Annotated in this window: 24 protein-coding genes; 14 read left to right on the forward strand and 10 right to left on the reverse strand. The window is 42.6% G+C overall.

Features of this window, described 5'->3' with window-relative positions:
• Window positions 1–136: 136 nt before the first annotated feature.
• The 3 genes from VIM89_RS11620 (at window position 137) to VIM89_RS11630 (ending at window position 2,116) form a co-directional block, all read left to right on the forward strand.
• On the forward strand, window positions 137–703 hold the full coding sequence (locus VIM89_RS11620) for a hypothetical protein (RefSeq protein ID WP_488156318.1): 567 nt from the start codon (window positions 137–139) through the stop codon (window positions 701–703).
• A gap of 170 nt (window positions 704–873) precedes the next feature.
• The gene (locus tag VIM89_RS11625; RefSeq protein WP_488156319.1) at window positions 874–1,605 is read left to right on the forward strand and encodes a Bax inhibitor-1/YccA family protein; all 732 of its coding nucleotides are present in this window, start codon (window positions 874–876) and stop codon (window positions 1,603–1,605) included.
• Between the two features lie 136 nt (window positions 1,606–1,741).
• On the forward strand, window positions 1,742–2,116 hold the full coding sequence (locus VIM89_RS11630; RefSeq protein ID WP_488156320.1) for a hypothetical protein: 375 nt from the start codon (window positions 1,742–1,744) through the stop codon (window positions 2,114–2,116).
• A gap of 42 nt (window positions 2,117–2,158) precedes the next feature.
• Here the strand turns inward: VIM89_RS11630 and VIM89_RS11635 are convergent, their stop codons facing one another.
• The 4 genes from VIM89_RS11635 to amaB all read right to left on the reverse strand — a co-directional run bounded on the left by VIM89_RS11635 (window position 2,159) and on the right by amaB (window position 6,958).
• A complete protein-coding gene (locus VIM89_RS11635) occupies window positions 2,159–2,371 on the reverse strand; it encodes a hypothetical protein (protein WP_488156321.1) in 213 nt (70 codons plus the stop codon).
• Window positions 2,372–2,639: 268 nt separating this feature from the next.
• A complete protein-coding gene (locus VIM89_RS11640; RefSeq protein WP_488156322.1) occupies window positions 2,640–3,623 on the reverse strand; it encodes a pyruvate dehydrogenase complex E1 component subunit beta in 984 nt (327 codons plus the stop codon).
• 132 nt (window positions 3,624–3,755) lie between these two features.
• On the reverse strand, window positions 3,756–5,396 hold the full coding sequence (locus VIM89_RS11645) for a S8 family serine peptidase (RefSeq protein ID WP_488156323.1): 1,641 nt from the start codon (window positions 5,394–5,396) through the stop codon (window positions 3,756–3,758).
• A 20-nt stretch (window positions 5,397–5,416) separates the two neighbouring features.
• A complete protein-coding gene (gene amaB, locus VIM89_RS11650) occupies window positions 5,417–6,958 on the reverse strand; it encodes an L-piperidine-6-carboxylate dehydrogenase (protein ID WP_488156324.1) in 1,542 nt (513 codons plus the stop codon).
• Window positions 6,959–7,222: 264 nt separating this feature from the next.
• Between amaB and VIM89_RS11655 the strand changes: the two genes are divergently transcribed.
• The 10 genes from VIM89_RS11655 (at window position 7,223) to VIM89_RS11700 (ending at window position 16,334) form a co-directional block, all read left to right on the forward strand.
• The gene (locus VIM89_RS11655; protein ID WP_488156325.1) at window positions 7,223–8,626 is read left to right on the forward strand and encodes a tetratricopeptide repeat protein; all 1,404 of its coding nucleotides are present in this window, start codon (window positions 7,223–7,225) and stop codon (window positions 8,624–8,626) included.
• Between the two features lie 345 nt (window positions 8,627–8,971).
• A complete protein-coding gene (locus VIM89_RS11660) occupies window positions 8,972–9,733 on the forward strand; it encodes a phosphosulfolactate synthase (RefSeq protein ID WP_488156356.1) in 762 nt (253 codons plus the stop codon).
• A gap of 232 nt (window positions 9,734–9,965) precedes the next feature.
• The gene (locus VIM89_RS11665) at window positions 9,966–10,784 is read left to right on the forward strand and encodes a class I SAM-dependent methyltransferase (protein WP_488156326.1); all 819 of its coding nucleotides are present in this window, start codon (window positions 9,966–9,968) and stop codon (window positions 10,782–10,784) included.
• A gap of 3 nt (window positions 10,785–10,787) precedes the next feature.
• On the forward strand, window positions 10,788–11,381 hold the full coding sequence (locus VIM89_RS11670) for a hypothetical protein (protein ID WP_488156327.1): 594 nt from the start codon (window positions 10,788–10,790) through the stop codon (window positions 11,379–11,381).
• Window positions 11,382–11,476: 95 nt separating this feature from the next.
• A complete protein-coding gene (locus VIM89_RS11675; RefSeq protein WP_488156328.1) occupies window positions 11,477–12,277 on the forward strand; it encodes a shikimate dehydrogenase family protein in 801 nt (266 codons plus the stop codon).
• Window positions 12,274–12,879, forward strand: coding sequence for a gliding motility lipoprotein GldD (gene gldD / locus VIM89_RS11680; RefSeq protein ID WP_488156329.1), 606 nt, complete (start codon window positions 12,274–12,276; stop codon window positions 12,877–12,879). Before VIM89_RS11675 ends, gldD begins: the two co-directional genes overlap by 4 nt.
• A gap of 120 nt (window positions 12,880–12,999) precedes the next feature.
• Window positions 13,000–13,629, forward strand: a complete 630-nt coding sequence (locus tag VIM89_RS11685; protein ID WP_488156330.1) for an MBL fold metallo-hydrolase — start codon at window positions 13,000–13,002, stop codon at window positions 13,627–13,629.
• Between the two features lie 70 nt (window positions 13,630–13,699).
• Complete coding sequence (locus VIM89_RS11690) at window positions 13,700–14,929, forward strand: ABC transporter permease (protein WP_488156331.1); 1,230 nt, start codon at window positions 13,700–13,702, stop codon at window positions 14,927–14,929.
• Between the two features lie 104 nt (window positions 14,930–15,033).
• On the forward strand, window positions 15,034–15,405 hold the full coding sequence (rbfA, locus tag VIM89_RS11695; protein ID WP_488156332.1) for a 30S ribosome-binding factor RbfA: 372 nt from the start codon (window positions 15,034–15,036) through the stop codon (window positions 15,403–15,405).
• A 233-nt stretch (window positions 15,406–15,638) separates the two neighbouring features.
• A complete protein-coding gene (locus VIM89_RS11700; RefSeq protein ID WP_488156333.1) occupies window positions 15,639–16,334 on the forward strand; it encodes a peptidoglycan DD-metalloendopeptidase family protein in 696 nt (231 codons plus the stop codon).
• Window positions 16,335–16,381: 47 nt separating this feature from the next.
• Here VIM89_RS11700 and VIM89_RS11705 read toward each other — a convergent pair whose 3' ends face one another.
• The 6 genes from VIM89_RS11705 to VIM89_RS11730 all read right to left on the reverse strand — a co-directional run bounded on the left by VIM89_RS11705 (window position 16,382) and on the right by VIM89_RS11730 (window position 24,397).
• Window positions 16,382–17,488, reverse strand: a complete 1,107-nt coding sequence (locus tag VIM89_RS11705) for a DUF6515 family protein (protein WP_488156334.1) — start codon at window positions 17,486–17,488, stop codon at window positions 16,382–16,384.
• Between the two features lie 249 nt (window positions 17,489–17,737).
• Window positions 17,738–18,310, reverse strand: a complete 573-nt coding sequence (locus tag VIM89_RS11710) for a thiamine diphosphokinase (RefSeq protein ID WP_488156335.1) — start codon at window positions 18,308–18,310, stop codon at window positions 17,738–17,740.
• A gap of 134 nt (window positions 18,311–18,444) precedes the next feature.
• Entirely contained in the window at window positions 18,445–20,151 is a 1,707-nt protein-coding gene (gene pafA / locus VIM89_RS11715; RefSeq protein WP_488156336.1) for an alkaline phosphatase PafA, read from the reverse strand.
• Window positions 20,152–20,275: 124 nt separating this feature from the next.
• Window positions 20,276–21,364 (reverse strand): acyl-CoA dehydrogenase family protein, encoded by a 1,089-nt coding sequence (locus VIM89_RS11720; RefSeq protein ID WP_488156337.1) that lies wholly within the window; start codon window positions 21,362–21,364, stop codon window positions 20,276–20,278.
• 1 nt (window position 21,365) lies between these two features.
• Window positions 21,366–22,001, reverse strand: a complete 636-nt coding sequence (gene pnuC, locus VIM89_RS11725; protein WP_488156338.1) for a nicotinamide riboside transporter PnuC — start codon at window positions 21,999–22,001, stop codon at window positions 21,366–21,368.
• A gap of 5 nt (window positions 22,002–22,006) precedes the next feature.
• On the reverse strand, window positions 22,007–24,397 hold the full coding sequence (locus tag VIM89_RS11730; RefSeq protein ID WP_488156339.1) for a TonB-dependent receptor: 2,391 nt from the start codon (window positions 24,395–24,397) through the stop codon (window positions 22,007–22,009).
• Window positions 24,398–24,784: 387 nt separating this feature from the next.
• Between VIM89_RS11730 and aspS the strand changes: the two genes are divergently transcribed.
• Window positions 24,785–26,530 carry an aspartate--tRNA ligase gene (gene aspS / locus VIM89_RS11735; RefSeq protein ID WP_488156340.1) on the forward strand — a complete coding sequence of 582 codons (1,746 nt, stop codon included), beginning with the start codon at window positions 24,785–24,787 and terminating at the stop codon, window positions 26,528–26,530.
• Window positions 26,531–26,539 lie beyond the last annotated feature (9 nt).

Below are 26,539 nucleotides of genomic sequence, written 5' to 3' on the forward strand. Positions count from 1 at the left end.
GCAAATGAGTAAATTTGCAGATGAGTAATTTTAAAGCAATCTGCACATCCGCATACTCTCGCATTTGCACATCTTTTAATTTGCACATCTGCATATCCGCACATTTGCACATTAAAATTTTAAGAAGGACAGGAATATGCACGATATAGAGCCATATTACAAATGGAGGGACGACTACATCGCGTCAGAAGATGAGTTTTCACCTTTTTATGCGACGGAGTATAGCGAGTTTGAGTTTGATAAGCAGGTGTATAACTATTTGCTGCATCCGCAGTGGGATTCTTTCGGCTCTAATACCTTATACCTGAAAGTGCTTTTTGTCGATTATGAGCGTGGGTATGCCATCATAGAGTTTATTGGCGAATGGAACGATGCCATCAGTAACGACATTATGCTTCTGAAGCGTGAGCTACTGGAGTTGATGATGGATAATGGTATCAATAAATTCGTTTTGATTGGAGAGAATGTCCTTAATTTCCATTCGTCGGATGATTGTTATTATGAGGAATGGTTCCAGGAAGTGGAAGATGGCTGGATAGCAGGAATCAACTTCCGCCAGCACGTGATCGACGAATTTAAACAGAACAATATCGACTACTACATCAACTTTGGCGGCGAACTTGACGATATGGTCTGGCGCAATCTGAAGCCGCTGCAGTTCTTCAAAAAGGTAGAGGAGCAGCTGGTTAAGCGGCTAAACTGATGTGCAGATGGTTGAATGTGCAGATATGCAGATGGGTAGATGTGCAGATGATTTTAACTACTTATTTGCTCATCCTCCAATCAAAAAATAATCTGCACATCTGCATATTTTCACATCTGCACATTTTTTTCAGTACTTTCGTATAAATAAAAAATCAATTTTTTAGAAAAATGGAAAATCAAAACCCGGATTACACTTATCAGAATGTAGTCCAGATAGAAGACGCGGACCAATCGCGCAAATTTATAGCGGGTGTATTTTCGTGGATGTTTGTAGCATTAGGTATTTCCTCAATTGCTGCTTATTTATTTGCTAATACCCCATCTTTATTACAATTATTATTTGATCAGGCTACCGGACAGGCCACAATTTTATTTTACGTAGCTATGTTTTCACCATTGGCATTCGTACTGATCATGAGCTTTGGTGTTAACCGTATATCTTATTTAGGGCTATCGCTGTTATACATCGCTTATTCAATAGCTACAGGTATAAGCTTAAGTTTTATCCTGTTAGTATATACTTCATCGTCAGTATCGGGTGTGTTTATAACCTCGTCGGTAGTATTTGGCATTATGGCTATTGCCGGCTATACTACGAAAACCGACTTAACCAAATTCGGATCATTAATGATGATGTTGCTGGTAGGCATTATAGTTGCCAGCATAGTGAATTTCTTTTTGCACAGCTCAGGATTGAGCATGCTGATCAGCTATATCGGTGTAGCGGTATTTGTGGGCCTTACAGCTTACGATGTACAAAAGTTGAAAAGAATTGGCGCTGGTTTAGAGTATGGCGACGCATCAGCCAGGAAGATGGCATTGATAGGCGGTTTAACGCTTTACCTTGATTTTGTGAACCTGTTCTTATTCCTGCTGCGCATTTTTGGCAGAAGAAGATAAACGATATATCAAGAAGATTAATAAATCCCGGTTATGTATAATGGTCGGGATTTTTTGTTGGAATTTATATAATTCATAGCGAGGTGCTTATTAAATAATATCACCTATATTTAAATCATATTTAACCTTAAAACCCATGAAGAAAATTTTGTTAATCTGCTGTTTGGTTATCGGAATAACGGCAGCACGCGCCCAGGGAACTCACCCAAATGTTGGCACCCCGGAAGAAAAAGCCAAAGGTTTACAGAAAGAGTTAAAACTGACCGATAAGCAGACCGAAAAAATTCAGGCCATTTACAAAGAATCGTCTGAGAAATTTGAAAAGATCAAAAAAGAAGAGCATGGTAATACGGATAAAATGGTAGTAGCTGTACGCCCATTGCGCGAGGCTACTGTAAAGAAAATAAAGGCAGTATTAACTCCTGCACAGGCAGTTAAATACGACAAAATGGTAAAAGATACCAAAGGCGGCGGCAATGGCTGGAGTGATGGGTGGAGCGCTACGAATTAACAAAAATTAATATATAAAGAAAATGCCCCGAAAGGGGCATTTTTATTTCTTGTCAGTTTGCTGCTTCTTTAGTTTAGATAACCTGATAATAATTAGTACAACCGGTATGATCATAATAACCGATGATCCGGCAGCGATCGCAATGCGCCAGGTCTTATGTTCTTCAATACCACTGATAATGCTGTTTACATTCACGATCATCATCCCAACGAAGATGACCATGATGAGTATAAATAATGTCTTTGGCGATCCCATATAAATCTTAATATCAAAACAATCATGTCATTTCGAAACAACGGCGATAGGCGGCGTCTGAGGGTTGGTGAGAAATCTTATGCGCTTTGTAAGTCGAACCTGCATGGTGTATAAGTTTTCTCCTCGCCCAGGCACGCTAACCCCTTTCAGCTCGTCGAAATGACATAGTTTTTTATATTCTAATATACAAAAACAAAACCCCGATTAATTTCATCGGGGCTGTAATATTTTCTCAACTCCCTCTCCCCTGGAGAGGGCCGGGGTGAGGCTACTTCGTAATGTACATCACCTCTTTTACCGCTTTGATCACGCGCTCTGCATTTGGCAGGTATTCCTGTATCAAAGTTGGAGCATAAGGAAGCGGAACATCGCCGCCCATAATGCGCAGGATAGGAGCATCTAAATAATCAAATGCATCTTTCTGAACTTTGAAAGCAACTTCAGTAGCGATTGAACCTAATGGCCAGCTTTCTTCAACAAAAACCATACGGTTTGTTTTCTTAACCGAGTTGATCACCGTATCGTAGTCTATAGGGCGAACAGTACGCAGATCGATCACTTCAGCATGGATGCCTTCTTTTTCCAACTCGGCAGCAGCAGCATTTACCACTTTCATTATCTTACCGAAACCAACGAGGGTAACATCAGAACCTTCTTTAGTTACGTGGGCTTTACCCAGCGGGATATAATAAGTTTCTTCAGGAACTTCGCCTTTATCGCCATACATCAATTCTGATTCCATGAAGATCACCGGGTCAGGATCAAGGATAGAAGATTTTAATAAGCCCTTCGCATCATATGGATTCGATGGAACAACCACTTTCAGGCCCGGACAGTTGGCATACCAGTTTTCAAAACACTGGCTGTGTTGTGAACTCAACATACCTGCGTTACCGGTAGGGCCACGGAACACGATTGGCACAGAAAACTGGCCACCGCTCATCGACATGATCTTGGCAGCGCCGTTAATGATCTGGTCGATAGCCACCAGCGAGAAGTTGAAGGTCATGAACTCGATGATCGGGCGCAGACCGTTCATTGCTGAACCGATGCCGATACCGGCAAAACCTAATTCAGAGATCGGGGTGTCAATAACGCGTTTGGCGCCAAATTCATCCAGCATACCCTGGCTTACTTTATAGGCACCGTTATACTCGGCCACTTCCTCACCCATCAGGTATATTTTATCGTCCTTGCGCATCTCTTCGCTCATAGCTTCACGAAGCGCTTCTCTGAATTGTATTTCTCTCATTATTATTTTAAATGAATTTTTGCGAACGCAAATATAATCACTAATGTCTTAATTGCAATTGAGCATGCTGACCGTACAATTTTTTTACAATTAACAGTAAAAAGACTGCCAACTGCCACTGCAAACTGTCAACTACTTCCGCTCACCTTTCATCTTCGACGCGATCTCCAAAGCCAACCGTGCATTCACAATGCCTCCAGTTTTACAAAGCGTAGTAAAGTCAACCTTTTCTTTTGTTCCTGGCTTTAATACCATCACACCTTTTAGCGGAGTGGCAGATTCCATAATGGCTTGCTTCACTTGTTTAGCACTTAATGAAGGATAATATTCCAGAATCAACGATGCAATACCAGTAACTATAGGCGCAGAAAAGCTGGTACCATCTTCAGTATTGGTTTCAGCATCGCTGTCTATCGAGGTCACTTTTACGCCCGGAGCAAACACATCAACATTCTTTAGGCCATAATTACTGAAGCTGGCAGCAAGACTATCACCCAGTTTTAAACCTGACGCACCCACATTAATCACGTTATCCATATCAGTAACTGAACCATCAGCAAATGTGTCGTTCGGATAATCGGGTTTTACATCTACGTCCTGGTTATCGTTACCTGCTGCCTGTACCAATAATACGTCGTGGTCTGCTGCGTATTTAAAAGCTTCATCAAGCCAGGCTTTATGCGGAGATATTTTCTTGCCAAAGCTCATATTGATGATCTTCGCACCATTATCAACTGCGTAGTGGATGGCATTCACCTCATCCTTGTCATATTCGTCGCCATTAGGTACGGCTTTCAGGATCATCAGCCTCACGTTATCGGCAACACCGTCAATACCATAACCATTATTGCGGATAGCACCAACCAGACCTGCTACTCCTGTACCATGTGAAGCATCACTAAACTTCAGTTTATTATTACCATAAGGTTTGTGATCCAATACATCCGGATCATCGCCAACAATACGTTTACGGGCATCCAGATCAGGGTTTAATGAATTGTTGAGCTTAGTCATATATTCGCTCAGCTCTTTAAGCACTTTTACATTGGTGGCGGTCGATACATCTTCGCTGAAGGCGATCATCCACAGATTCTTTACTTCGGCAAGTGTATCGTTGGCTGCCTGCATGCGTTCCACATCAGCTTTAGTAAAAGTCTGGTTCGATTTCAGGTTTAAAGCATGCCTTACATAACCGCTGGTTTCAACCAATGCATTCAGGATGGGTGATAATTGATTACTTTCATTGCGTGCTTTGGTTACTGTGGAATCATACTCCATTTTCACCTTTGTCCAGTAAGCAAATTCCTTTTTATCAGTTGCTGTGGCTTCAGTTAAGGATAAATACTTTTCTTTCAGGCGTTGATATTCCCTTACTTCCTCTTCGGTTTCATTGAAATCGCATTTGCCGCTTGCTCCACCAAGAAAATCCCATCCGTGAATGTCATCTACGTAACCATTATGGTCATCATCTTTTCCGTTTCCGGCTTTTTCTTTGGGGTTGGTCCATAAAACGCCTTGCAGGTCTTTTTGCAGGGTATCCGCACCGCTATCGATAATACCTACAATTACAGGTTTGCTTTTCTGACCGTTAATGAATTGATAGGCCTGTTTAAGACTAACGCCAAAATAACCATCAGTTTTTTGGTCGAGTGCAAACCAATCCTTTGGAGGATCGGGTTGTGATGGCGGTAATGTTTGCGCCGAAGTACTGAAACCAGTAAATAAACAAGCTAATAACGTGCAGCTTATCAGGAATTTTTGGGGTATACGCATCTATTTATTAAGTATATAAGCTACAGGTCGAATTTAATGCCTTGCGCCAGTGGTAATTTAGTTGAATAATTGATTGTGTTGGTTTGCCTTCTCATATAAACTTTCCATGCATCCGAGCCTGATTCGCGGCCTCCCCCTGTTTCCTTCTCCCCGCCAAATGCGCCGCCTATTTCGGCACCGGATGTACCTATGTTTACGTTGGCAATGCCACAGTCAGAACCAGCAGATGACAAAAATTGTTCTGCCTCGCGCAAATTATTCGTCATAATGGCCGATGAAAGCCCCTGAGGAACTGCATTTTGCATTTCGATCGCATCCTCTAATGAACTGTATTTTATTAAATATAGTATAGGAGCAAAAGTTTCGTGCTGAACTATTTTGTAATGATTCTCTACTTCAGCGATGCAAGGTTTTACATAACAGCCTGATGCATAATCACCGCCTTCCAGCTTTCCGCCTTCAACAACAAACTTTCCGCCTTCGGCTTGGCATTTTTCAATAGCATCCAGGTAAAGTTTTACAGCGTCGGTATCGATCAGGGGTCCCATATGATTATGCTCATCCAACGGATTACCAATACGAATCTGTCCATAAGCTTTCACTATTTTTTGTTTGAACTGATCGTAAACACTCTCATGTATAATGAGCCTGCGGGTAGAAGTACAACGCTGACCCGCAGTACCCACGGCACCAAATACAGCACCGATTAACACCGTATCCAAATCAGCATGCTGACTTACGATAATGGCATTGTTTCCGCCAAGCTCCAGTAAGCTTCTACCTAAACGTGCACCTACTGCAGCACCCACTGCCTTACCCATACGGGTTGAACCCGTAGCGGATACCAGAGGAACACGAGTATCATTCGACATTAATTCGCCAACCACTCTGTCGCCGATAACCAGGCAGGATACACCTTCAGGCACATCGTTTTTAGCAAATACTTCCTGGGCAATATGCTGACAGGCAATAGCCGTTAAAGGGGTTTTCTCAGATGGTTTCCAAACGCACACATCGCCGCAAACCCAGGCCAGCATAGCATTCCAGCTCCAAACGGCTACCGGGAAATTGAAGGCCGATATAATACCCACAATTCCCAATGGATGATACTGCTCATACATGCGGTGCTCAGCACGTTCCGACTGCATGGTGAGGCCGTATAACTGTCTGCTTAAGCCTACAGCAAAATCACAGATATCGATCATCTCCTGCACTTCGCCATAGCCTTCCTGCAAACTTTTTCCCATTTCGTAGGATACCAAAGCGCCTAATTCCTGTTTTTTGGCACGCAATTCTTCGCCAACCTGGCGTACAATTTCTCCGCGTTTTGGGGCGGGTATGCTACGCCATTTTTTAAATGCTTCAGTTGCTTTCGCAATCACTTTATTATAGTCTTCCTCCGTAGCCAGCTTCACCGAAGCTATCTTTTTACCATCTACAGGTGAGGTAATAACCTTCACATCAGCCCCGGCGCTGCTACCCCATTGACTGCCTGTACTATAGGCATCATTATTGTCGTTGATATGTAAATGATTAAGGATCTCTGAAATATTAAGGCTCATAAATCGTAAATTTGTCAAAGGTAAAATCTTTAGGGCAATTTATTTCACTCATCTTTTGCCAGGCTAACAGCGCCAAAAATGTTTGTCATTTACTATCAGGCACTTGTAAATAACCTTGTTAAGAATGTTTGAATGTTGAAAACTTGATACTATGAAGGATGGTTACTAATCGTAATTTGATCTCAGCAAAGGCTAATTAGACCTAAAAACCCCGATGACGTCGGGTAGATCAATGGCAGCTGGCGTTCTTAAAAATATTATTGAATGGAAGAAGAATTTGAATTTGGATTCACTGAGGACCCCAAGTTCTCAGTGGAGCGTTACGAAGAAATGATTCGTAATCATGACCAGTATTTTTTTGATGCGCAGGCGTTTGAAAACATTATCGACTACTACATCGAAAAGAATGACCCGGCGAAAGCCCTGCAAGTGGTAGAGTACGCGTGTAACCAACATCCATTTGCAGCAGTATTTTTGATCAAGCAAGCCCAACTTTTTGTTGTCACCAATCGTGTCAGCGATGCATTCGTGTCGCTGGAGAAGGCGGCCATGCTCGAAGCTTCGGATGCGGATATCTACATTATCCGCGGTAATCTGTACGAAAGCATGGAACGCTACTCAGAAGCGCTGGAGAACTATGAAAAGGCCCTCGAGCTTGCTGATGATACCGACGAAATTTTGCTGCACCTGGCTTACGTGTACCAAAACATGGGCGACTATGACACTGCCATCAATTACCTGAAGCAGTGTCTGCAGCAGAACATGGAAAACCAGGATGCCCTTTACGAACTGGCTTTTTGCTACGACGTAATGGACAACCAGGAGGAAAGCGTGCAGTTCTACATGCAGTACATTGACAGTGAGCCCTACAGCTATGCTGCCTGGTACAACTTAGGAAATGCATACACCAAGCTTGGTTTATTTGAAAAGGCCATTGATGCGTACGACTATGCTATTTTAATTAAGGACAGCTTTGCATCGGCCTATTTTAATAAGGGCAATGCTTTGGTGAACCTGGAAAAGTATGCTGAAGCGATAGAAGTATACCGCCAGACATTTGAGTACGAACAGCCTAATGCTGATACTTATTGCGCCATTGGTGAATGCTACGAAAAGCTGGAGCAAATGGACGATGCGCGTGCTTTCTACAAAAAGGCTGTTAAAATGGACTCCAAATTAGCTGATGGCTGGTTCGGTATAGGCGTAACACTTGATTTTGAGGAACGCTATTTTGAAGCATTACACTTCTACAAAAAAGCACTCGATCTGGATATTGCCAATGCCGACTATTGGTTTGCTATTGCTGATGCCGAGTACAAGCTTGGACACATAGCCGAAGCAGAGCAGGCTTATGAAAAAGTTGTGGAGTTGAACCCGGTTGACATAGATGCATGGCTGGATTATTCGTCTGTTTTGTATGAGCAAAGCAAGCTTGCAGAAGCCATCGAAGTGATGTCGCAGGCGATAAAGAATAACCCTGATGCTGCTGAATTGTACTACCGAATGGTGGCTTATTTGTTCGCTTCGGGTAATTATAACGAAGCATTAAACTTCCTGGAATCAGCTTTAGCGGCTGATCCGGAAAAACATTATATACTATTCGATTATCTGCCGCAGTTGCAGAAAAACAAGGTGATACTCGATATCATCAATAGATACTGCAAGTAGATGTGCAAATTTTTTGATGTGCAGATGAGAAGATGTGCAAATATGCAGATGTGTGAATGTGCAAATTAGCTTTGCATATTTACTCATCTGCATTTAATTCATTTAATCATTTGACCCAATCATTTGCACATCTGCATATCCCCACATCTGCATATCTACTCATCTGCACATCCTCGTATTTGCACATCTGCACATCTGAATTCGCATCTGCACATTCGCATATCATTGTAAAAAATCCGTTTCCTAAGTAATTCGCACATCCGCACATTTGCACATCTGCGCATTTATTCTGACCTTTGCGGCGTTAAAACTTTTTGTTATAGTCTATAACTAAAATAAATAATGATGAATTACCCTTTGAATAATATTCCGGAACGCACTGTTAAACCCCGAAACAGTGGCATTACGATGGTAATGGATAAGGGGTTAAGTTTGCGCCAGGTTGAGGATTTTATAGAAGTAGCCGGTCCCTATACGGATATAGTGAAGCTGGGTTGGGCAACATCGTTTGTTACACCGAACCTGGATGAAAAGTTGAAACTCTATCGCGCAGCAGGTATCCCTGTTTATTTTGGCGGGACTTTGTTTGAAGCATTTGTTATACGCAACCAGTTTGACGACTATCGCCGAACACTGGATAAATACCAGATGGAACATGCCGAGGTATCTGACGGCTCAATAGAGATTGAACACGAAGTAAAATGCGATTACATCCGCAAACTGAGTGAGCAGGTAACAGTGATTTCAGAAGTAGGCTCTAAGGATGTAACAAAAATATTTGCTCCTTATAAATGGATCAAACTGATGGATGCCGAAATTCAGGCTGGATCATGGAAGGTGATAGCTGAAGCACGTGAGAGTGGTAACGTAGGTATTTACCGCGATTCGGGAGAAGTAAGACAGGGTTTGGTGGATGAGATATTGACACAAATACCCGAAGAAAGAATTATTTGGGAAGCCCCGCAAAAGGCACAACAGGTGTGGTTTATTAAGTTGATAGGCGCCAATGTGAGTTTGGGTAATATCGCTCCTGCAGAAGTGATCCCGCTGGAAACACTTCGTTTAGGTATCCGCAGCGATACTTTCGATCATTTTTTGAACCTATAAATACATCTGCATATGTTAGCGAGGCCTTCGGATTTTCTGGGGGCTTTTTTGTTTTTATATAAAAATTAACGTCATGCCGAATTTATTTCGGCACCCCACAGGACATTCGGATATGCTTAGTCTGCAGTTAGCGAATCGCAAACCAAGCAAGCGCATACCTTTATGATGGGATGACCGAAATAAATTCGGCATGACCTGCCTTTATTGTTTTTGCTATCTTCGGACATAAATTATGACCACGTCCAAGCTCATCAATTCCGATATAGACGATTTTTATTCAAACACTTCCGAAGAAGGACGACTGCAATTGGGCCTCGGTCCACTGGAGTTTGAGCGGAATAAGGAATTGATAAGTCGCTATCTTCCTAAAAAGGGAACCGTAATAGACGTCGGTGGTGGACCCGGAGTTTATTCTGAATGGTTGGCCGGCTTAGGGCATGAAGTAATCCTGATCGATCCGGTAGAAAAGCATATCCGCCAGGCAACTAAACGATCGAATAAGTTAAAGAAGCCTTTTAAAAGTCTATTAGGCGAAGCGCAAAAACTGGAGCTGGCAGATAATATTGCAGATGTAGTGATCCTGCACGGACCGCTTTATCATCTTCAATCTAAAGTAGATAGAATCCGCGCAATAAGCGAAGCAAAAAGAATTGTAAAGCCTAAAGGAGTTGTATTAGGCTTTACAATCAATTATACCGCCTCAACAATTGCAGCTTTGTTAAATGGCTTTATCCATGCACCTGAGATATTTGATATGTGCATGAAAGAATTAAAAAGCGGCATCCATACGCCGCCTAAAAATATGCCGGGCGTATTGCCATCAGCTTATTTTCATCGCCCTGATGAGCTGAAAGCTGAATTTGAAGAAGCTGGTTTAACCTACCTGGATACTTTTGCTGTTGAAGGCTTGATCTGGATGGACAAAAACTATTTTGAAACGCGTTCGGATTCAAAAAAGAAGGAAAAGATAATGCAACTGATGAAAGTTACCGAAAGCGATCCGGGATTACTTTCATTAAGTCCGCATATGATGATAGCCGGGAGGAAGTAAGTTATGTATAAGGCCTTATATTTTATCGCTCTGCTGTGGCTGACAACCAGCTTTACTTACAAAAATGATCAGGAGGTGAGAAACTATTATAGTATCCCCGAAATATTGACATTTGGTAATGTTCAATACAAGCTTATGGCGAGCTATCACCCTAATGACATGTATTATAAGCAGGAATATATTCCGGCTGGTGAATCTATCGATCACTTCAACAGGATGATTTTTATCGACATTGCCATTGTTGATGCGACCCCCCGCGAGATGCTCGATATAAAAGCAAACGAATTGCAGGACCGCAAAAAAACCGACCCCATCGTGAACTATGAGATCCTGGAAAATAAGGATAAAGCAGAATGCATGCTGGATTTTATCCTGAGTGATGGGGCAGGAAATAAAACTACCGTGGTTGAGCGCAATGTTTATCGCTATAAAAGCTATTCAGATAAATCAGGCCACAGAGGGGTATTATTATTTTCCATTTCTCAGCGAGGTTATGATAAGGACATTCCTTCGTTTCTAAAGAACCTTAAAACTACCCGGGTTGATGATCTTAACAAAGTGGGCCAGTACAATCTTCCTGATATCGGGATCAAATAAACAATCCGACATTATTTTTACTTATTCCGTTTCTTTGTATAATATTACAGCATAAAAGTATCTCATATCTCAATACTCAAATCTCATATCTAAAAATGAAACTGTACGGGCTAATAGGCTTTCCGCTTTCTCATTCGTTTTCCAAGAAGTTCTTCACTTCAAAATTTGAAAATGAAGGTATAACCGACAGCAAATACGAACTTTTCCCTATACAGCACATCACGGAGCTGCCTGCTTTATTGAAAAATAACCCTGATCTGTGCGGCTTGAATGTGACTGTTCCTCATAAAATACATGTGCTTAAATACCTCGACTGGATCGAGCACGATGCCCGTACGGCAGGCGCAGTAAATTGTATACGCATTACGGCTGAAAGTCCGGTAACAGCCGCCTTTACCGGTGAGATTGGCGTAAAAGGACATGATTTTAAGTTAGAGGGCTTTAATACCGATATCTATGGTTTTGAGCACTCACTGAAACCCTTGCTAAAACGCCGGCATGACGAAGCGTTGGTTTTAGGCGACGGCGGCGCAGCCCAGGCAGTTAAATGCGTGCTGGACAACCTGGGTATCGCCTTTAAAGTAGTTACCCGCAAACCTGCACCCGGACACATTTTATTCAGTGACTTAAAGCCACATCATATCAAACAGTATAAGCTGATCATCAATACAACTCCCATCGGCATGTCGCCAAACGTGGATGAATGCCCGCCGATACGATATGAGGCAATTACGGATGACCATTTGCTTTATGATCTGATCTATAATCCTGAGGAAACCTTATTTTTGAAAAAAGGGGCCGAAATGGGCGCTACTACAAAAAATGGATATGAAATGTTAGTATTGCAGGCTGAAAGATCCTGGGAGATATGGAATTCAAAAAAGATATATCCATGAAGAAATTATTATGGCTCCTGCCTGTTTTAATGCTGATGGCTGCCTGCGATGGCAATCACGACTATTCACCAAAGCCGCGTGGCTATTTCCGTATCATATTTCCTGAAAAGGCCTATCAGCAATATAACAGTCAATATCCGTTTACCTTTATTTATCCAAAATATGCGGTAATAGAAAAGGATACCAATGTTGCACCAGAAAGAAAGGATAAGAAGCTGTACAATATGAAGTACTTGCTCAATATGCAGTTCCCGCAGTTTAATGGCACCCTTCACCTGAGTTATGAAAGCATCACCTCAAAAAAGGTATTCGATGAGCTGACTGAAGATGCCCGGAATTTTGCTTTCAAACATACAGTAAAAGCCACGTCGATTGACCAGGCTATCATACACAATCCTGACCGCAAAGTTTATGGTATTTATTATACCATTGATGGAAATGCTGCATCCTCAATACAGTTTTTTATCACCGATAGTGTAAAAAACTATATGCGTGGAGCGCTTTATTTCAATAGTACCCCCCGCCTGGATTCAATACAACCTGTATTGAAGTTTGTGAAGAAAGATATCGATACGATGATTAAAACGTTCAAATGGAAGTGAGCTGATTTCGGAATTCGGAATTTGGATTTCGGATTCTGATATTTGCCATGGCATCGAAACAATTTTAAAATATTTTATTCGGTTTAAATCCGAAATCGAAAATCCCAAATCCGAAATCAAATGATCCGAAGTTTCATAAATAATCCTTACCAGGAGAATACATACATATTATTTGATGAAACCCGTGAGTGCGCGATCATCGATCCGGGAATGTACACGGCTTCGGAGCAGAATGCTGTGGTGAATTTCATCAAGGATAACCAATTAAAACCTGTTCTGTTGCTCAATACCCACTGCCATATCGACCATGTGCTGGGCAATAAATTCATCTTCGATCAATACGGGTTAAAACCTCAGTTTAATGAGGGCGAATCCTATGTATTGGCCTCTGTTCCTGCCTATGCGCCGCAGATGGGTTTTCAGTATGAACTATCTCCGTTGCCGGATCATTATTTGCCTGAAACCGGAACGGTCTCTTTTGGCAATACCGAGCTTCAATTAATTTTCGCTCCTGGCCATTCACCCGCACACCTTTGCTTTTATGACGAACCAGCTAACATACTGGTAGGCGGCGATGTATTATTCAGGGGAAGCATTGGCCGCACTGATCTGCCCGGCGGAAATTATGATCAGCTAATCACCAATATCCGCGAAAAACTCTTCACCCTGCCAGAGAACTGCGTGGTTTACCCAGGACATGGTCCTGAAACTACTATCGGCTTTGAGAAAAAGCATAACCCATTTTTTTAAGTTATACGTTTGAAGTTAGACGTTTTACGTAGTTTAGCCCCTAAACGCACCACGTTCTACGTATAACCCAATGAATACTGCGATCTACATAGCCAAACGGTATCTTTTTTCAACCAAGAAGATTCATGCTATCAACATACTTTCGGGTATATCGATGCTGGGTGTGTTTATCGGAAGCGCCGCGTTGGTAATCATTCTGTCGGTATATAACGGGTTTGAAAAAGTGATCCTTAATCTGTACAGCAACTTTACGCCCGAATTAAAGATCGAACCCAAACAGGGCAAAACTTTCAATCCGAATACCGCCTACTTTAATTCCTTGCACCACGATCCCAAACTGTTTTCCTATACCGAAGTGCTGGAAGAAAAGGCATTGATCCGTTATGGCACTACAGGCCAGTTTATCGGTACCGTAATGGGTGTGAGCGATGAATTTCTCAATAATAAGCAACTGGATAGCACTGTAGAGAAGGGCTCATTTACGCTTAAGGATAACGGACATTCGTATGCGGTAATAGGGGCCACGGTACAGGGTAAATTATCTGTTAATATTCATGATCAGCTTTCACCTTTACAGATATATACCCCGCGTCGGGATGCAGCCAGTGGAGCCGACCCATTAAGTGCTTTTGAGGTACGGTATATTTACCCATCAGGCATATTCAATATCCAGCAGGACTTTAATGGGCTAATCATTACACCTATCGATTTTATGCGCGACCTGCTGAATGAGCCAACCAACGTTTCGCATATCGACCTGAATTATAAAAAAGGTACCGACCTGGAAACGGTTCAAAGTAACATTAAGGATAAAATAGGCGACAAATTCACCGTTAAAAATCGCTATGAGCAAGACGCAGATCTGTACAAAACTTTAAGATACGAACGCTTATTTATTTTCATGATCCTGGTGTTTGTGATGATCATCGCCATATTCAATATTATTGGCTCGCTGACCATGTTGGTGATCGATAAGCAAAAAGACATCGCCATATTAACCAGCCTGGGTGCCGATAAAAAACTGATACAAAGCATCTTCTTTTTTGAAGGAATGATGATATCCATCATTGGTTGTATTGCAGGCATGGTTATGGGTTTGATCTTTTGTATTTTGCAGGAACAGTTCGGCTTTATCAAGTTTGGCGATAACCTGACTGCAATTGATGCATACCCTGTCGCGATGAAATTCATGGACTTTATTCTGGTGTTTTTAACTGTAACTGCCATTGCTGCAATAGCATCCGGAATTAGTGCACGATTAAGTGTTAAAAGACTCGGAGAGATCAAAGAGGAATTGTAGATTTGGGTGGCGCACGGCGCAAGACGGTTGGCGGGTGTAAAACAGAATAAGCGATTTAGAGTTTAGTATTTAGAATTTAAGGTTTAGGGTTTAATTCAAAAAACATGGAATCGAAACGTCAGCAGAAATTTGCAGGAGTAATACAACAGGATTTGGCAGCTATATTTCAGCGCGAAGGCTTGAACCTTTTGCCAAATGTATTGATCACCATCACCAAAGTAAGGGTGACACCCGATCTGGCGATCGCACGTGTTTTTTTAAGCTTTTTTAATACCAGCGATACCAAACTGGCACTGAATACCATAAAGGCGCATGCATCTGAGATCCGCTACAAACTTGGCGCCCGCATAAAAGACCAGGCAAGAATAATCCCTCAACTCGAATTTTTTGTAGACGATACCAGCGAGTACGTTGAGCGTATGGATAAGATTTTCGATAAGATCAGCAGGGAAGAAAGACAGCCCGATACAGAGTAAAGCAAGTCGCTGTCATAACAAGACTGTTCAAAGTGCGGATTAGCAGCTTATTATCAGGTAACTCCTATGGAGTTTAACTTTTCACTTATATTTTTCTATAAACAGGTAGCTCCTATGGAGCTGCATTTTATATAATAAAGTCCCGTAGGGACTTTATTATATAAAATGTACAAAACAGATTCGAGCTCCATGGGAGCTTCCTAACTATCAAAGGGATATATTGAATCACATTAATGGATAAGCATGTTCTCTTATCAAACTATATCCAAGCACATCCCGACAGGATAGGCAAAGTAGTTAATTATAGTCCCGAAACAGACCGATTTTTTCAATTCGATTTTACTTCGTCAAATGCCGAATTAAGTCCGGAAGATGTGTTGGATACAGAGAAATTCAGTGCTTGGGTAAATTTCAAATTGGCGAAGAGTAATTGTCGCTATGGTATTGGTGGTTATATGGAGCACCGTACGCTGTACGCTCGCAGCGAATTATTCAATACCGAAGAGGAACCCCGCCGTTTACATTTAGGTGTCGATATCTGGGCTGATGCAGGTACACCCGTTTATACACCAATCGACGGTATTGTACACAGCTTCCGGGACAATGATCATTTTGGTGATTATGGTCCGACTATTATATTGCAACACGACTTAGATGGACTCACTTTATACACCCTTTATGGTCACTTAAACCGCGAAAGCCTTGTCGGATTAACAGTCGGGAAAGCCATCGCAAAAAATGAACAAATAGCCGTTTTTGGCAATCAGGAGGTGAATGGGCATTGGCCGCCACATTTACATTTTCAGTTGATGTTTGATATGGAAGGTAAGCAGGGTGATTATCCAGGAGTAGGTTATTATTCAGAAAAAGAGAATTACTTGAGGAATATTCCGAATCCCAATTTGATCCTGAAATTTCAAACCAAATAAAAAAGGGATGAATTTCTTCACCCCTTTTTAAATATTATCATTTGAGATTATTGTTGATCGGAAGGACCGTCATCAGGTGTGCCGACAATTTTGTAAACTTTTTGATTGTTATTGTCGCGTGCTTCCTGGTAGTAGTAACCGTCTTCGGATACGTAATATTTTTCACCGTTCAGGCTGATCTTTCTGCAGTTCGGAGGCAATGCCTGAACAATATCACCGATCTGCGGCATTTGCTGATCCATATCGCCATTTGGATTGTTGGTGTTCAATTCACCGTCTTTACCGGCGATCTGGTAGCTGGTGCTGCCATCATCTTTAGTGATTGGCTGATAATAAACGCCATTGGCTTCATAATACTGTTCGCCATTGATCATGATAGATTGTGCATTTGATGGCAGACTGGTTACTTCTGCACCAACCGGTGGCTCTACCACGGTATATTCATTATTGTCGTATTGATAGAACAAACCACCGCTATAGAAGAATTCGGCGTCATCGTAGTAGAACGGATAGTATCCATAAGGTAAAAATCCGATGCTGAAACCTAAACGCGGCGCGTAGTAAGTGCCATAGTAGCCATGATTATAGTGGTAATAACCACGGGTTCTCCAATAAGACGGGCCATAAAAACCATGACCGCCGACACCTACCGAAGCACGGCCGCCTTCGCCAATATAACCGCGAGTACCTACATAGCTACGTGCTGTGGTAGCACCGCCATAAGCGGTTACGCCCGGGTTTACAATACCTACCCTATGAGTAGGGGCTGTAATACCATACCCTGGATTTGCAAAACGTTGAGGAGCTATAGCCACACGGCTATTTGGGTTAACTCCGGGTCTTGCATACCCGACACCTGACGGCCTGTAACCAACAGACGGCCTGTTAACACCGCTTACAGATGGTCTGAAACCGCCATTTGATGGTCGCTGCACAAAGCCACCGTTTGACGGACGAAAACCACTGTTTCCTGAACTGCTTGCAGATGGCCGGAAACTTGATCCACCACCTGACGAACCGCTGCTACGTGAACCGCCGCTGGACGAAGAACCGCCTCCGCCATCCCTGTGCTGGGCATCGGCTGAAAGGGCTATAAATGAACATAATAAGCCATTCACAGCCAGGGTAACCAAATATTTATATGTCTTTTTCATGATTTTGAGTAATGATTATCGTTTTGATAACTGCGCTGGGGTTTGGCTTAGTTATTAGTATGACTAAGTTTAAAATAAAAGGTTTAATGTGTCAGTTAAAAAAATCAGCAAATGTGGCCTTTTACAATAATTAAGTTTTACCCCAAATTTTGTAAAACGTAAATATACTAAACAAGTTGGAATTCTTTTTGATTTACGTGAAAACAATGATTTTGATTTAACAAATTACTGCGAATAAGGGAAATATTGTCAGATCTTTTCGGCAATAAACAAAAAAGGCGTTTCATCAAACCGCAGGCTGAAAAAGCCATCCTGTGTAGTAGTAAATTGATGGCTGCCAAGAGATTCCAGTCCACTATATCGGACCTCATGCGTATGTGTCAAAATTTCGATTTTATCGCCAGCGGGTTTCCACTTGCTAAAACCTGAGTGAACAGGATAAATCTTCTGATCATTATGAAATATCACCAGGTTGATCTTATCAGCAAAAAACAGATAATCCTTTAGTTGCAGATCATCGCAAATGACATTTACTGCCGGATAGTTGTGTGTAACCAGGTATTTTAAAGCCGCCTCGGCGGGAGTATCATTGCCGACGGGCATAAACTTTACATCCGATTGAAGGCGACTATAAGGCTTATCGGTAATCACCCAGTCGATCTTAATACCAAAATCGATCAACTGCTGCGCTGTCTCCCTGGTGGTGATCACAGTAGGGTTCCATTCCAGCAATTGCCCGAGCATCTCCGCCGGAAAAGTATCCAGGCCCAGCACCAACAGTGCAGGTTCCTGTTTTTCGCGGACGATGTGATGGGATGACACTTTTTGGGTGATTAATTGATCAGTGATTAGCGACTAGTTTTTCAACCGAAAATTAAGCAAATAGTTTGGTATTAGAGGTTAGTTGATTATTATAAAAACTAAAATCCCCCTCCGAGCAGGAGAGGGATTTGAAATTATTTTAATGCCTCTGTGATCGGTTTGCCGATACATCCGTTTGGTGCCTGTATGTGCAGCAGGGCTGCAACTGTAGCCGCAATATCCGTCATATGAGTTTCGCGATTCAAATGACCATGCGGAATACCCCAGCCCATAAATACCAGCGGAATGTGTGCGTCATAAGGGTTCCAGGTGCCGTGTGTGGTACCGGTTTTACTGTAGGCATCAAACCATCCCGGTTTCAGGATAATCTGTATTACACCACTATGCTCGATATTATAACCATTGATGATACGGGTGCGTAGCTCTTCAGGTATGTTAGCGGTTTGCGCTTTCGCCATATCGACCGCAAAGGCAACACCTTCCTGCTTGCTTAAAAAGTCGATACAATCTTTTTTGATCGCTTCTTCATCCAGGTGTATATATTTAATAGCATAATTATTCAGGTTAACCTGGTAGTTCGTGAAACTGAGAACCACATTCTCAATCTTATATTTAGTTTGTAAATATTTGTTTAGTTCGGATCTCACAGCATTACCATCCCACATCCCGGCGGGAATATTATGGTCGAGTAAGAAATTTGGATTATGTGCCGCACCATGGTCAGCAGTTAAGAATACAGTGTAGTTACCTTTCCCCAATTTCGCATCCAAAAATGTAAAGAATGAAGCAAAATCACGATCGAGTTTAAGATAAGTATCCTCTATCTCAACAGAATTCGGCCCGAACTGGTGACCAACATAATCAGTAGACGAAAAGCTTACCGCCAGGAAATCGGTCACATCACCCTGCCCCAATTTTTCGCCATTGATGGCAGCAATGGCCATATCCAGTGTTAAGGTATTTCCATACGGGGTTGATCTGATCAGGCCTAAGTTGTTTTTATATAGCGCCGACGTTTTTACCGGTAGACTTGGCGTATCGGTACCTTTGAATTTACCTTCATATCGGTTAATATCAGGTGTACTTTGTGTATATGAATCTATCGGATAGGCAGGTGTCCAATCCTGTTTTAAATAGGTTTCAGGCAGTTTCTGATCATTAAAATCTTTCACCCATTGCGGTAGATCCTCCATGTAATAAGTGCTGGTGATCCAGTTGCCAGATTTATCCTCGAACCAATAGGCTGCATTGGCAGTGTGACCAGCCGGTAAAATGCCACCACGGTCTTTCAATGCGATGCCAATTACTTTTGACCTGAAATTAGTTGCCAAGCGGAGCTCATCAGTGACAGTGGTGGTCAACAGGTTGCGTGGTGAATTTTGTCCTTCCACAGCAGGAGGGCAGCCTACAGCTTTAACTGACGTATCGCGTGTGCAATAAAGCGATTGCCCGGTAGCCTGAACGATAAAATCGTTTCCGGCAATGCCATGCAAGGCAGGCACCGATCCGGTGTAAACACAGCTATGACCGGCAGCGGTTACGGTAGGAATATAGTCGATCAGCGTATTTTCACAGGTAAAGCCTTCATTCAGCAAACGCTTAAAACCATTATCCTGGTAACGGTCGTAATAACGATATAAAAAATCCCAGCGCATCTGGTCAACTACGATACCGACTACCAGTTTTGGATGGGGTATGCTGGTTGCAGGCGCAGTGGCAGCTGCAGTAACAGTAGTAGGCGTAGGAACGGGTTTGGCTGTGGTTTTCTTTTTTGTGGTTTGTGCCGAAAGATTTATCGAAGCAGCTGCAAGAGGTATTAAAAATAGATGTTTTAGCTTCATCTGTGATCAGTTTAATGAAACGCAAATATCAGCAAAGCAATAAAAATTCAATGTGATATTTGCGTTACGCCAACTTAAAATTAATGAAAAGCTGAAAGCCCAAAGCTAAAAGCTTAATCTAATGTTATGATGTCAAAAACGTGAGCAGTGAATGCTGGCTAGCAGTGTGAATATCGCGCCAGGTTTTATTGATCTCCGATTCAGGGTTGGCAGCCTGTAAACCACAATAAGGATAAAGCTGATCAACACATTCCCGGGCTGTTTTGGCAAGTTTTCGGCTTGTTGAACTGACGGCTTGCAAAGCTTGGTCATTGTCATCATCCCATGAACGGTCAACGGCGATATAAAATTCCAATCTTGCCATCTCCAGCTCATCGTGCGATCGTGTCAGGGTTTCCTTTAAGATATTTTTTTGAGCTTCAGAATATTTGTCCTGACTCAATTTCTCCTTGAATATTTCCGGGCAAAGATCCATAAAATGAATCGCGATGCCCGAAATATTGGCCGCCAGTATCGCCTCTGCCAACTGTAGAAATGGATATTGATATAAAGTACCATTTACAACTGCTGCCATAGGATCGATCTTAAAACAGCAATCGGCATTCACAGAAAGGTTAGTCACTTTAAAAGCATCGCTGCCTGTTCCCATCATCCCGACATATTTCCATGCGGGGAAAACTTCAACATCCTTACTATTAAATATAAAAGGCAGGATTAAAGGACCACCGTCTTCACCCATTAGGGTTTCATCGCCTTTTTTAATGATGCAATTGGCAGTAAAGTAAGTAGCATGATGCGCGCCGCTTGCATATTTCCAGGTGCCGTTGATGATATAGCCATTTTCACTGATTGTTGCGGTTCCAGTCGCAGCGCCACTTCCTGCAAGGCAGACTCTTGGATTGCTGAAAACTGCCTTTGCCTTTTCCGGATCCAAAAATCCGCCAAACCAGCCTGCACCGCAACAAAGCGTAACAACCCAGCCTACGCTTCCATCGGCCCAGCTGATGCTTTCTTCCAGGCGAATCAGTTCCGGAAGGGGCAGTTCGCGACCGGAGTACAAAGCAGGTACCAATATCTTAAACCAACCCTGTTCGTAAATAATGGCCAATTGATCCGGATGGAGCTGGGCCATGCTTTCTGCTTCAGCTGATCTGTCCCGGATGATCTTAACCCAGTCAGGCTGTAAATAACAGGAAGGATGTTTGATTTCCATTTTATGCTGATATTACAGGGTGAGCAAATAAAGTTGATTTCTCTTTTTTAAGAATATTCTTCCATTCAAAGAATCCCCAAAAGGCAACAACAAACAAGAACAAGGTCAGCACAGCGAACATCGGCAGCCCTTTATAGAAAAGTAAAGGAATGGCGAACAGGTTGGAAACATTTAAAAATATCCAGTTCTCAATCTTTCTCCTTGCTAATAACCACATGCCTGCCCATGCAGTTGACGATACCCATGCATCCCAAACCGGAACGTTGGATGGCGTAAAGTTTTTGAGCAGAAGATATAAAACGAGCCAACCCACGAATGTTATAGCAAAACTGATCGTCCATTCCCTGCCATTGCACCAGGTGATTTTCACCGGCGGTTCGTTTTTCCTTTTTACCCAGTAGACCCAACCATAAACACTCATCACAAGGTAATATAGGTTAAGGACGGACTCGGCATATAACTGTACCATCAATAACAAATAAATGGAGATCAGGATACCTGCTATTCCGGTTGGATATAACCAGATATTATTCACACGCGCAAACAATACCTCAGCTACACCAAGTAAAACTGCTGCCCACTGTAACCATGTAGTCTCCCTTATCTGTTCTTCAAAAAGCGATATCCAATATTGCATGACCGTTAAAATTTAAGGTTCAGCGAAGCCAGGAAATTGATCGGCGCCTGCGGGAAGAAATAGTTATAGTTTACCACCTTGCCGCCTTCTATATCAGGGTAGGTAGCACCGTCCGACTCATATTTTTTGCTAAAAATATTGTTAACCAATAATCCTATTCCCACATTCTTAATGCCTTTTATGCTGAAGTTGTAATTCAGACGCACATCGTTTACAAAGTAACCATCTAGTGATCGGCTTTCAGTGGAGGTATTATCCAAATATTGCCTGCTCACATATTTGCTGATAAAAGCGATTTCGGCATTTTTTACAGGACGATAGCTGATTGTGCTTGATCCTACAAAATCAGGTGAATAGGCAATATCTGTCTTTTTGTACTGAACTAAGTCCACATTCCCGGTATCATAGTTTTGAAGATACTGCGGGAAATTCTTCACCTTATTGGTGCTTACAGTAGCATTTACTGACCAACTTAGCGGTTCAGCAATTTTCACCCGTGCGCTTGCTTCAATACCTGCCCGGTAGCTGTCTTTGATATTAGTACGAATGGCTTCGCCTACTGTATCCAGTTTACCAGTCAGTACCAACTGATTTTTATAAAGCATATAAAAGCCATTGATACTGGCGCTGAAGGTCGGTTCGCTATAACGATAGCCAATCTCCAGGTCTTTCAGGTTTTCTGGTTTTGGACGGTCCTGCGGTGATGATCCGGTGTAATCACTTCGGTTAGGTTCGTGATTGCCCACAGCAATTGACGCATAAACATTGCTATGCTGATCGATCTCATAAGTAACACCCGCCTTCGGGTTAAAGAAATTCAACTCAACCGATTGCTGAGCACTATTCAAAGCTGCATCGAAACCCAAGAAAGAATAGTAAATATGCCTGTACTGCAAATCACCATAAAACAGCACTTTGCCCACATGATATTCAGCACGACCAAAAATGTTGAAGTCAGTTTTCTTAGCGTTGTCCCGTTCATATTCATAATCCGGCGGAACATTGGTGCTTTCCTGCGTCCATTCCAGGTTGTTATAGTGTGCACCCTTGTACTCGTTATAAGCACCGCCGAGGGTCATGTTTAGCTTATCGTCGGGCTTATAGTTTAAATTGTAGGTTGCCCCGTAAAAATCATTGCTCAGCCATAAACGACGTACCAGATCAGTTGCTTCTATTGTAGTTCCGCCAACGGTAACGGGCGTGATGCCATAATTTTTTAACGAATCGGCATTCTTATATTCTTCATAATAGCCTGAGCCTTTGGTATAATGCAATGCCCCGCTAAATGACAGCTTGCTGCTGATCTGCTGATCATAAAGCAACTGGTAATAGTTTTGAGTGTAATTGTCGGTCTGATTTTTATAATAGCTATTGCTTGAGGCAATATAACCCAGTTCGTTATATCTGCGGTTGCCGGCTTTTATGCTATCCTCAGGCACGCCATCCCAAGCCTGGTAAGTTTGTTCATAACCGGAGAATATATTCAGGCGCAGCACACTATTTTTACCATAATATGCACCGCTTAAAAAGTAAGATTTAAGATGAGAAAACGCCCGGTCGATATAGCCGTCCGAATTGGTTCTTGATAATCGTCCGTCAAAACTAAAATGACCGCCAAGCAAGCCTGTGCCTACATTGACTGTGTTTTTAACCGTTCCGTATGACCCCGCAGAGTTATTCAGCTCAGCATAAGCCGTATCATGGCGGGTTGTAGTTTGAATGTTTATACTTGCTCCGAAGGCTCCCGCACCATTGGTGGATGTACCCACACCACGCTGAACCTGTATATTATCAACCGACGAAGCCAAATCTGGCAGATCGACAAAATATACACCCTGGTCTTCTGCATCATTCATCGGGATGCCATTCAGGGTAACGTTTGTCCGGGTAGCATCTGAGCCGCGTATGCGGATACTGGTATAGCCAACACCCGCGCCTGCATTTGAGGTAACCACTGTAGATGGTGTTTGCTCCAACAGGTATTCGAAGCCTCTGCCTGAATTGTTTTTATCAATATCCTTTTTACTCAAATTGGTAAACGCTGTCGGCGAGTTGTTTGAGGCCCGGGTAGCACTTACAGTAACTTCTTCCGTTAACCGACTGCTCGTGTTTAGCGCAATGTTCAACGTCAAATCATAAGTTAATCCAATCGGCTTTTCAACTGTTTGGTAGCCGATATAGCTTACTTTAAGCACATAATTACCGTTTGGTAGATTGCTGAACTTGTAAATGCCTTGAGCATCTGAAACGGTGGTCAGTGCCGGGTTGATGGAAATAGTTGCTCCGGGCAGCGTGACCCCGGTTTGCTGGTCGGTGATTTTTCCTGAAATGGAAAACTGAGCCGAAGCCAAAACAGGCATCAGCAGGGCGAATAACGCCACAAATAAATTTTTCAAAATGTAAACAAATAGTAGTTAAACCATCTTCGCATCAGGGTTAACGCGAAGTACACTTAACTTTTATACCTCTCCCTACGCCGGCATTACCCGGATCAGGTGTATGTTGGTCATTGGTCAGTAGTCAATGGTCATTAGTTTCGTCAAACTTATTCACCACTCACTATTCACAATTCACAACAATGGGTTTGATCTCAGCCCGTCTTTCAGTTTGATCGCTCAAAGCAAGGCACCCCTTGAGAATTAATATTACGGCAAAGTTAAGTTTTGATTTCATATTTCGGATGTTTAATTGTGAATTTAATCGGATTGCCAAACCTTTCTCCTTTTACCTTTCAGCTTTTAGCTTAAAAATGTAAGTTTGCAAACTTTCATAAAATACACGATATGCTACGGACACATACCTGCGGAGAATTAAATATCAGCCATTTGGGCCAGCAAGTTACTTTATGCGGATGGGTGCAAAAATCGCGCGACCTTGGTGCACTCACTTTTATTGATGTGCGCGACCGCTATGGTTTAACTCAATTGGTATTTAATGCCGACAGTGATGGTGCATTGCGTGACAAAAGCCGCTCACTTGGCCGTGAATTTGTGATCCAGGTAACCGGCAAAGTAATAGAACGTGCAAGTAAGAATACACGTATCCCTACAGGTGAGATCGAAATAGAAGTATCGGAACTGCAAGTATTGAACGCTGCTAAAATCCCGCCGTTCCTGATCGAGGATGAAACAGATGGCGGTGAGGAATTACGCGCCAAATACCGTTATTTGGATTTACGTCGTAACCCGATCCGTAACAATATGGTGCTTCGCCACAAAATGGCGCAGGAAGTACGTAAATATCTGGATGGGTTGAACTTTATCGAGGTAGAAACCCCGGTACTGATCAAATCAACCCCTGAAGGTGCGCGCGACTTTGTGGTGCCGAGCCGTATGAACCCGGGTGAGTTTTATGCCCTGCCGCAATCGCCGCAAACCTTTAAGCAATTGCTGATGGTAAGCGGTTTCGACCGTTATTTCCAGATCGTAAAATGTTTCAGGGACGAGGATTTACGTGCCGACCGTCAGCCTGAGTTTACACAGATAGACTGTGAGCTGTCTTTCATCACGCAGGAAGATATCCTGAATATTTTTGAAGGACTGACCCGTCACTTGTTCAAAACGGTAAAGAATATCAATCTTGATAAATTCCCGCGCATGCAATATGCTGATGCGATGCGTTTGTATGGTTCCGACAAACCGGACATCCGTTTCGGGATGCAGTTTGTTGAACTGAATGATATTGTAAAAGGCAAAGGCTTTGGCGTATTTGATAACGCCGAATTGGTGGTTGGTATTAATGCAAAAGGCTGTGCGGGTTATACGCGTAAGCAAATAGATGAATTAACCGAATGGCTGAAGCGCCCGCAAATAGGTGCTACAGGCTTGATCTACTGTCGTTACAATACTGATGGTACGTTGAAGTCGTCAGTAGATAAATTCTACAGCGAAGATGAGTTAACCAATTGGGCAGCAGCTTTTGAGGCAGAACAAGGCGACTTAATGCTGATTCTTGCCGGGCAAACTGATAAGGTTCGCAAGCAAATGAACGAGCTTCGCCTGGAAATGGGTAACCAATTAGGTCTGCGTAAAAAAGATGAGTTTGCTACTCTTTGGGTTCTCGACTTCCCGTTGCTGGAATGGGACGAAGAAACCGGTCGTTTCCATGCTATGCACCATCCATTCACTTCGCCGAAACCAGAAGATATTCCTTTATTGGATACTGATCCGAAGAATGTACGCGCCAATGCATACGACTTGGTGATCAACGGTACCGAAATAGGCGGCGGCTCCATCCGTATACACGACCGTGAATTGCAGGCCCTGATGTTCAAACATCTTGGTTTCAGCAAGGAAGAAGCTCAAAAACAATTTGGCTTCCTGATGGATGCATTTGAATACGGTGCTCCTCCGCATGGTGGTATTGCATTCGGGTTTGACCGCTTGTGCTCCATCTTTGCAGGACTGGATTCAATCCGTGATGTTATCGCTTTCCCTAAGAACAATTCGGGCCGCGATATCATGATCGATTCACCTTCGACCATCGCTGATGAGCAGTTGAATGAGTTGAAAATTCGGACGACTGTATAATTTTATTCC

Origin of the sequence: Mucilaginibacter sp. (assembly GCF_036568825.1) — a bacterium.
Lineage (GTDB): Bacteria > Bacteroidota > Bacteroidia > Sphingobacteriales > Sphingobacteriaceae > Mucilaginibacter.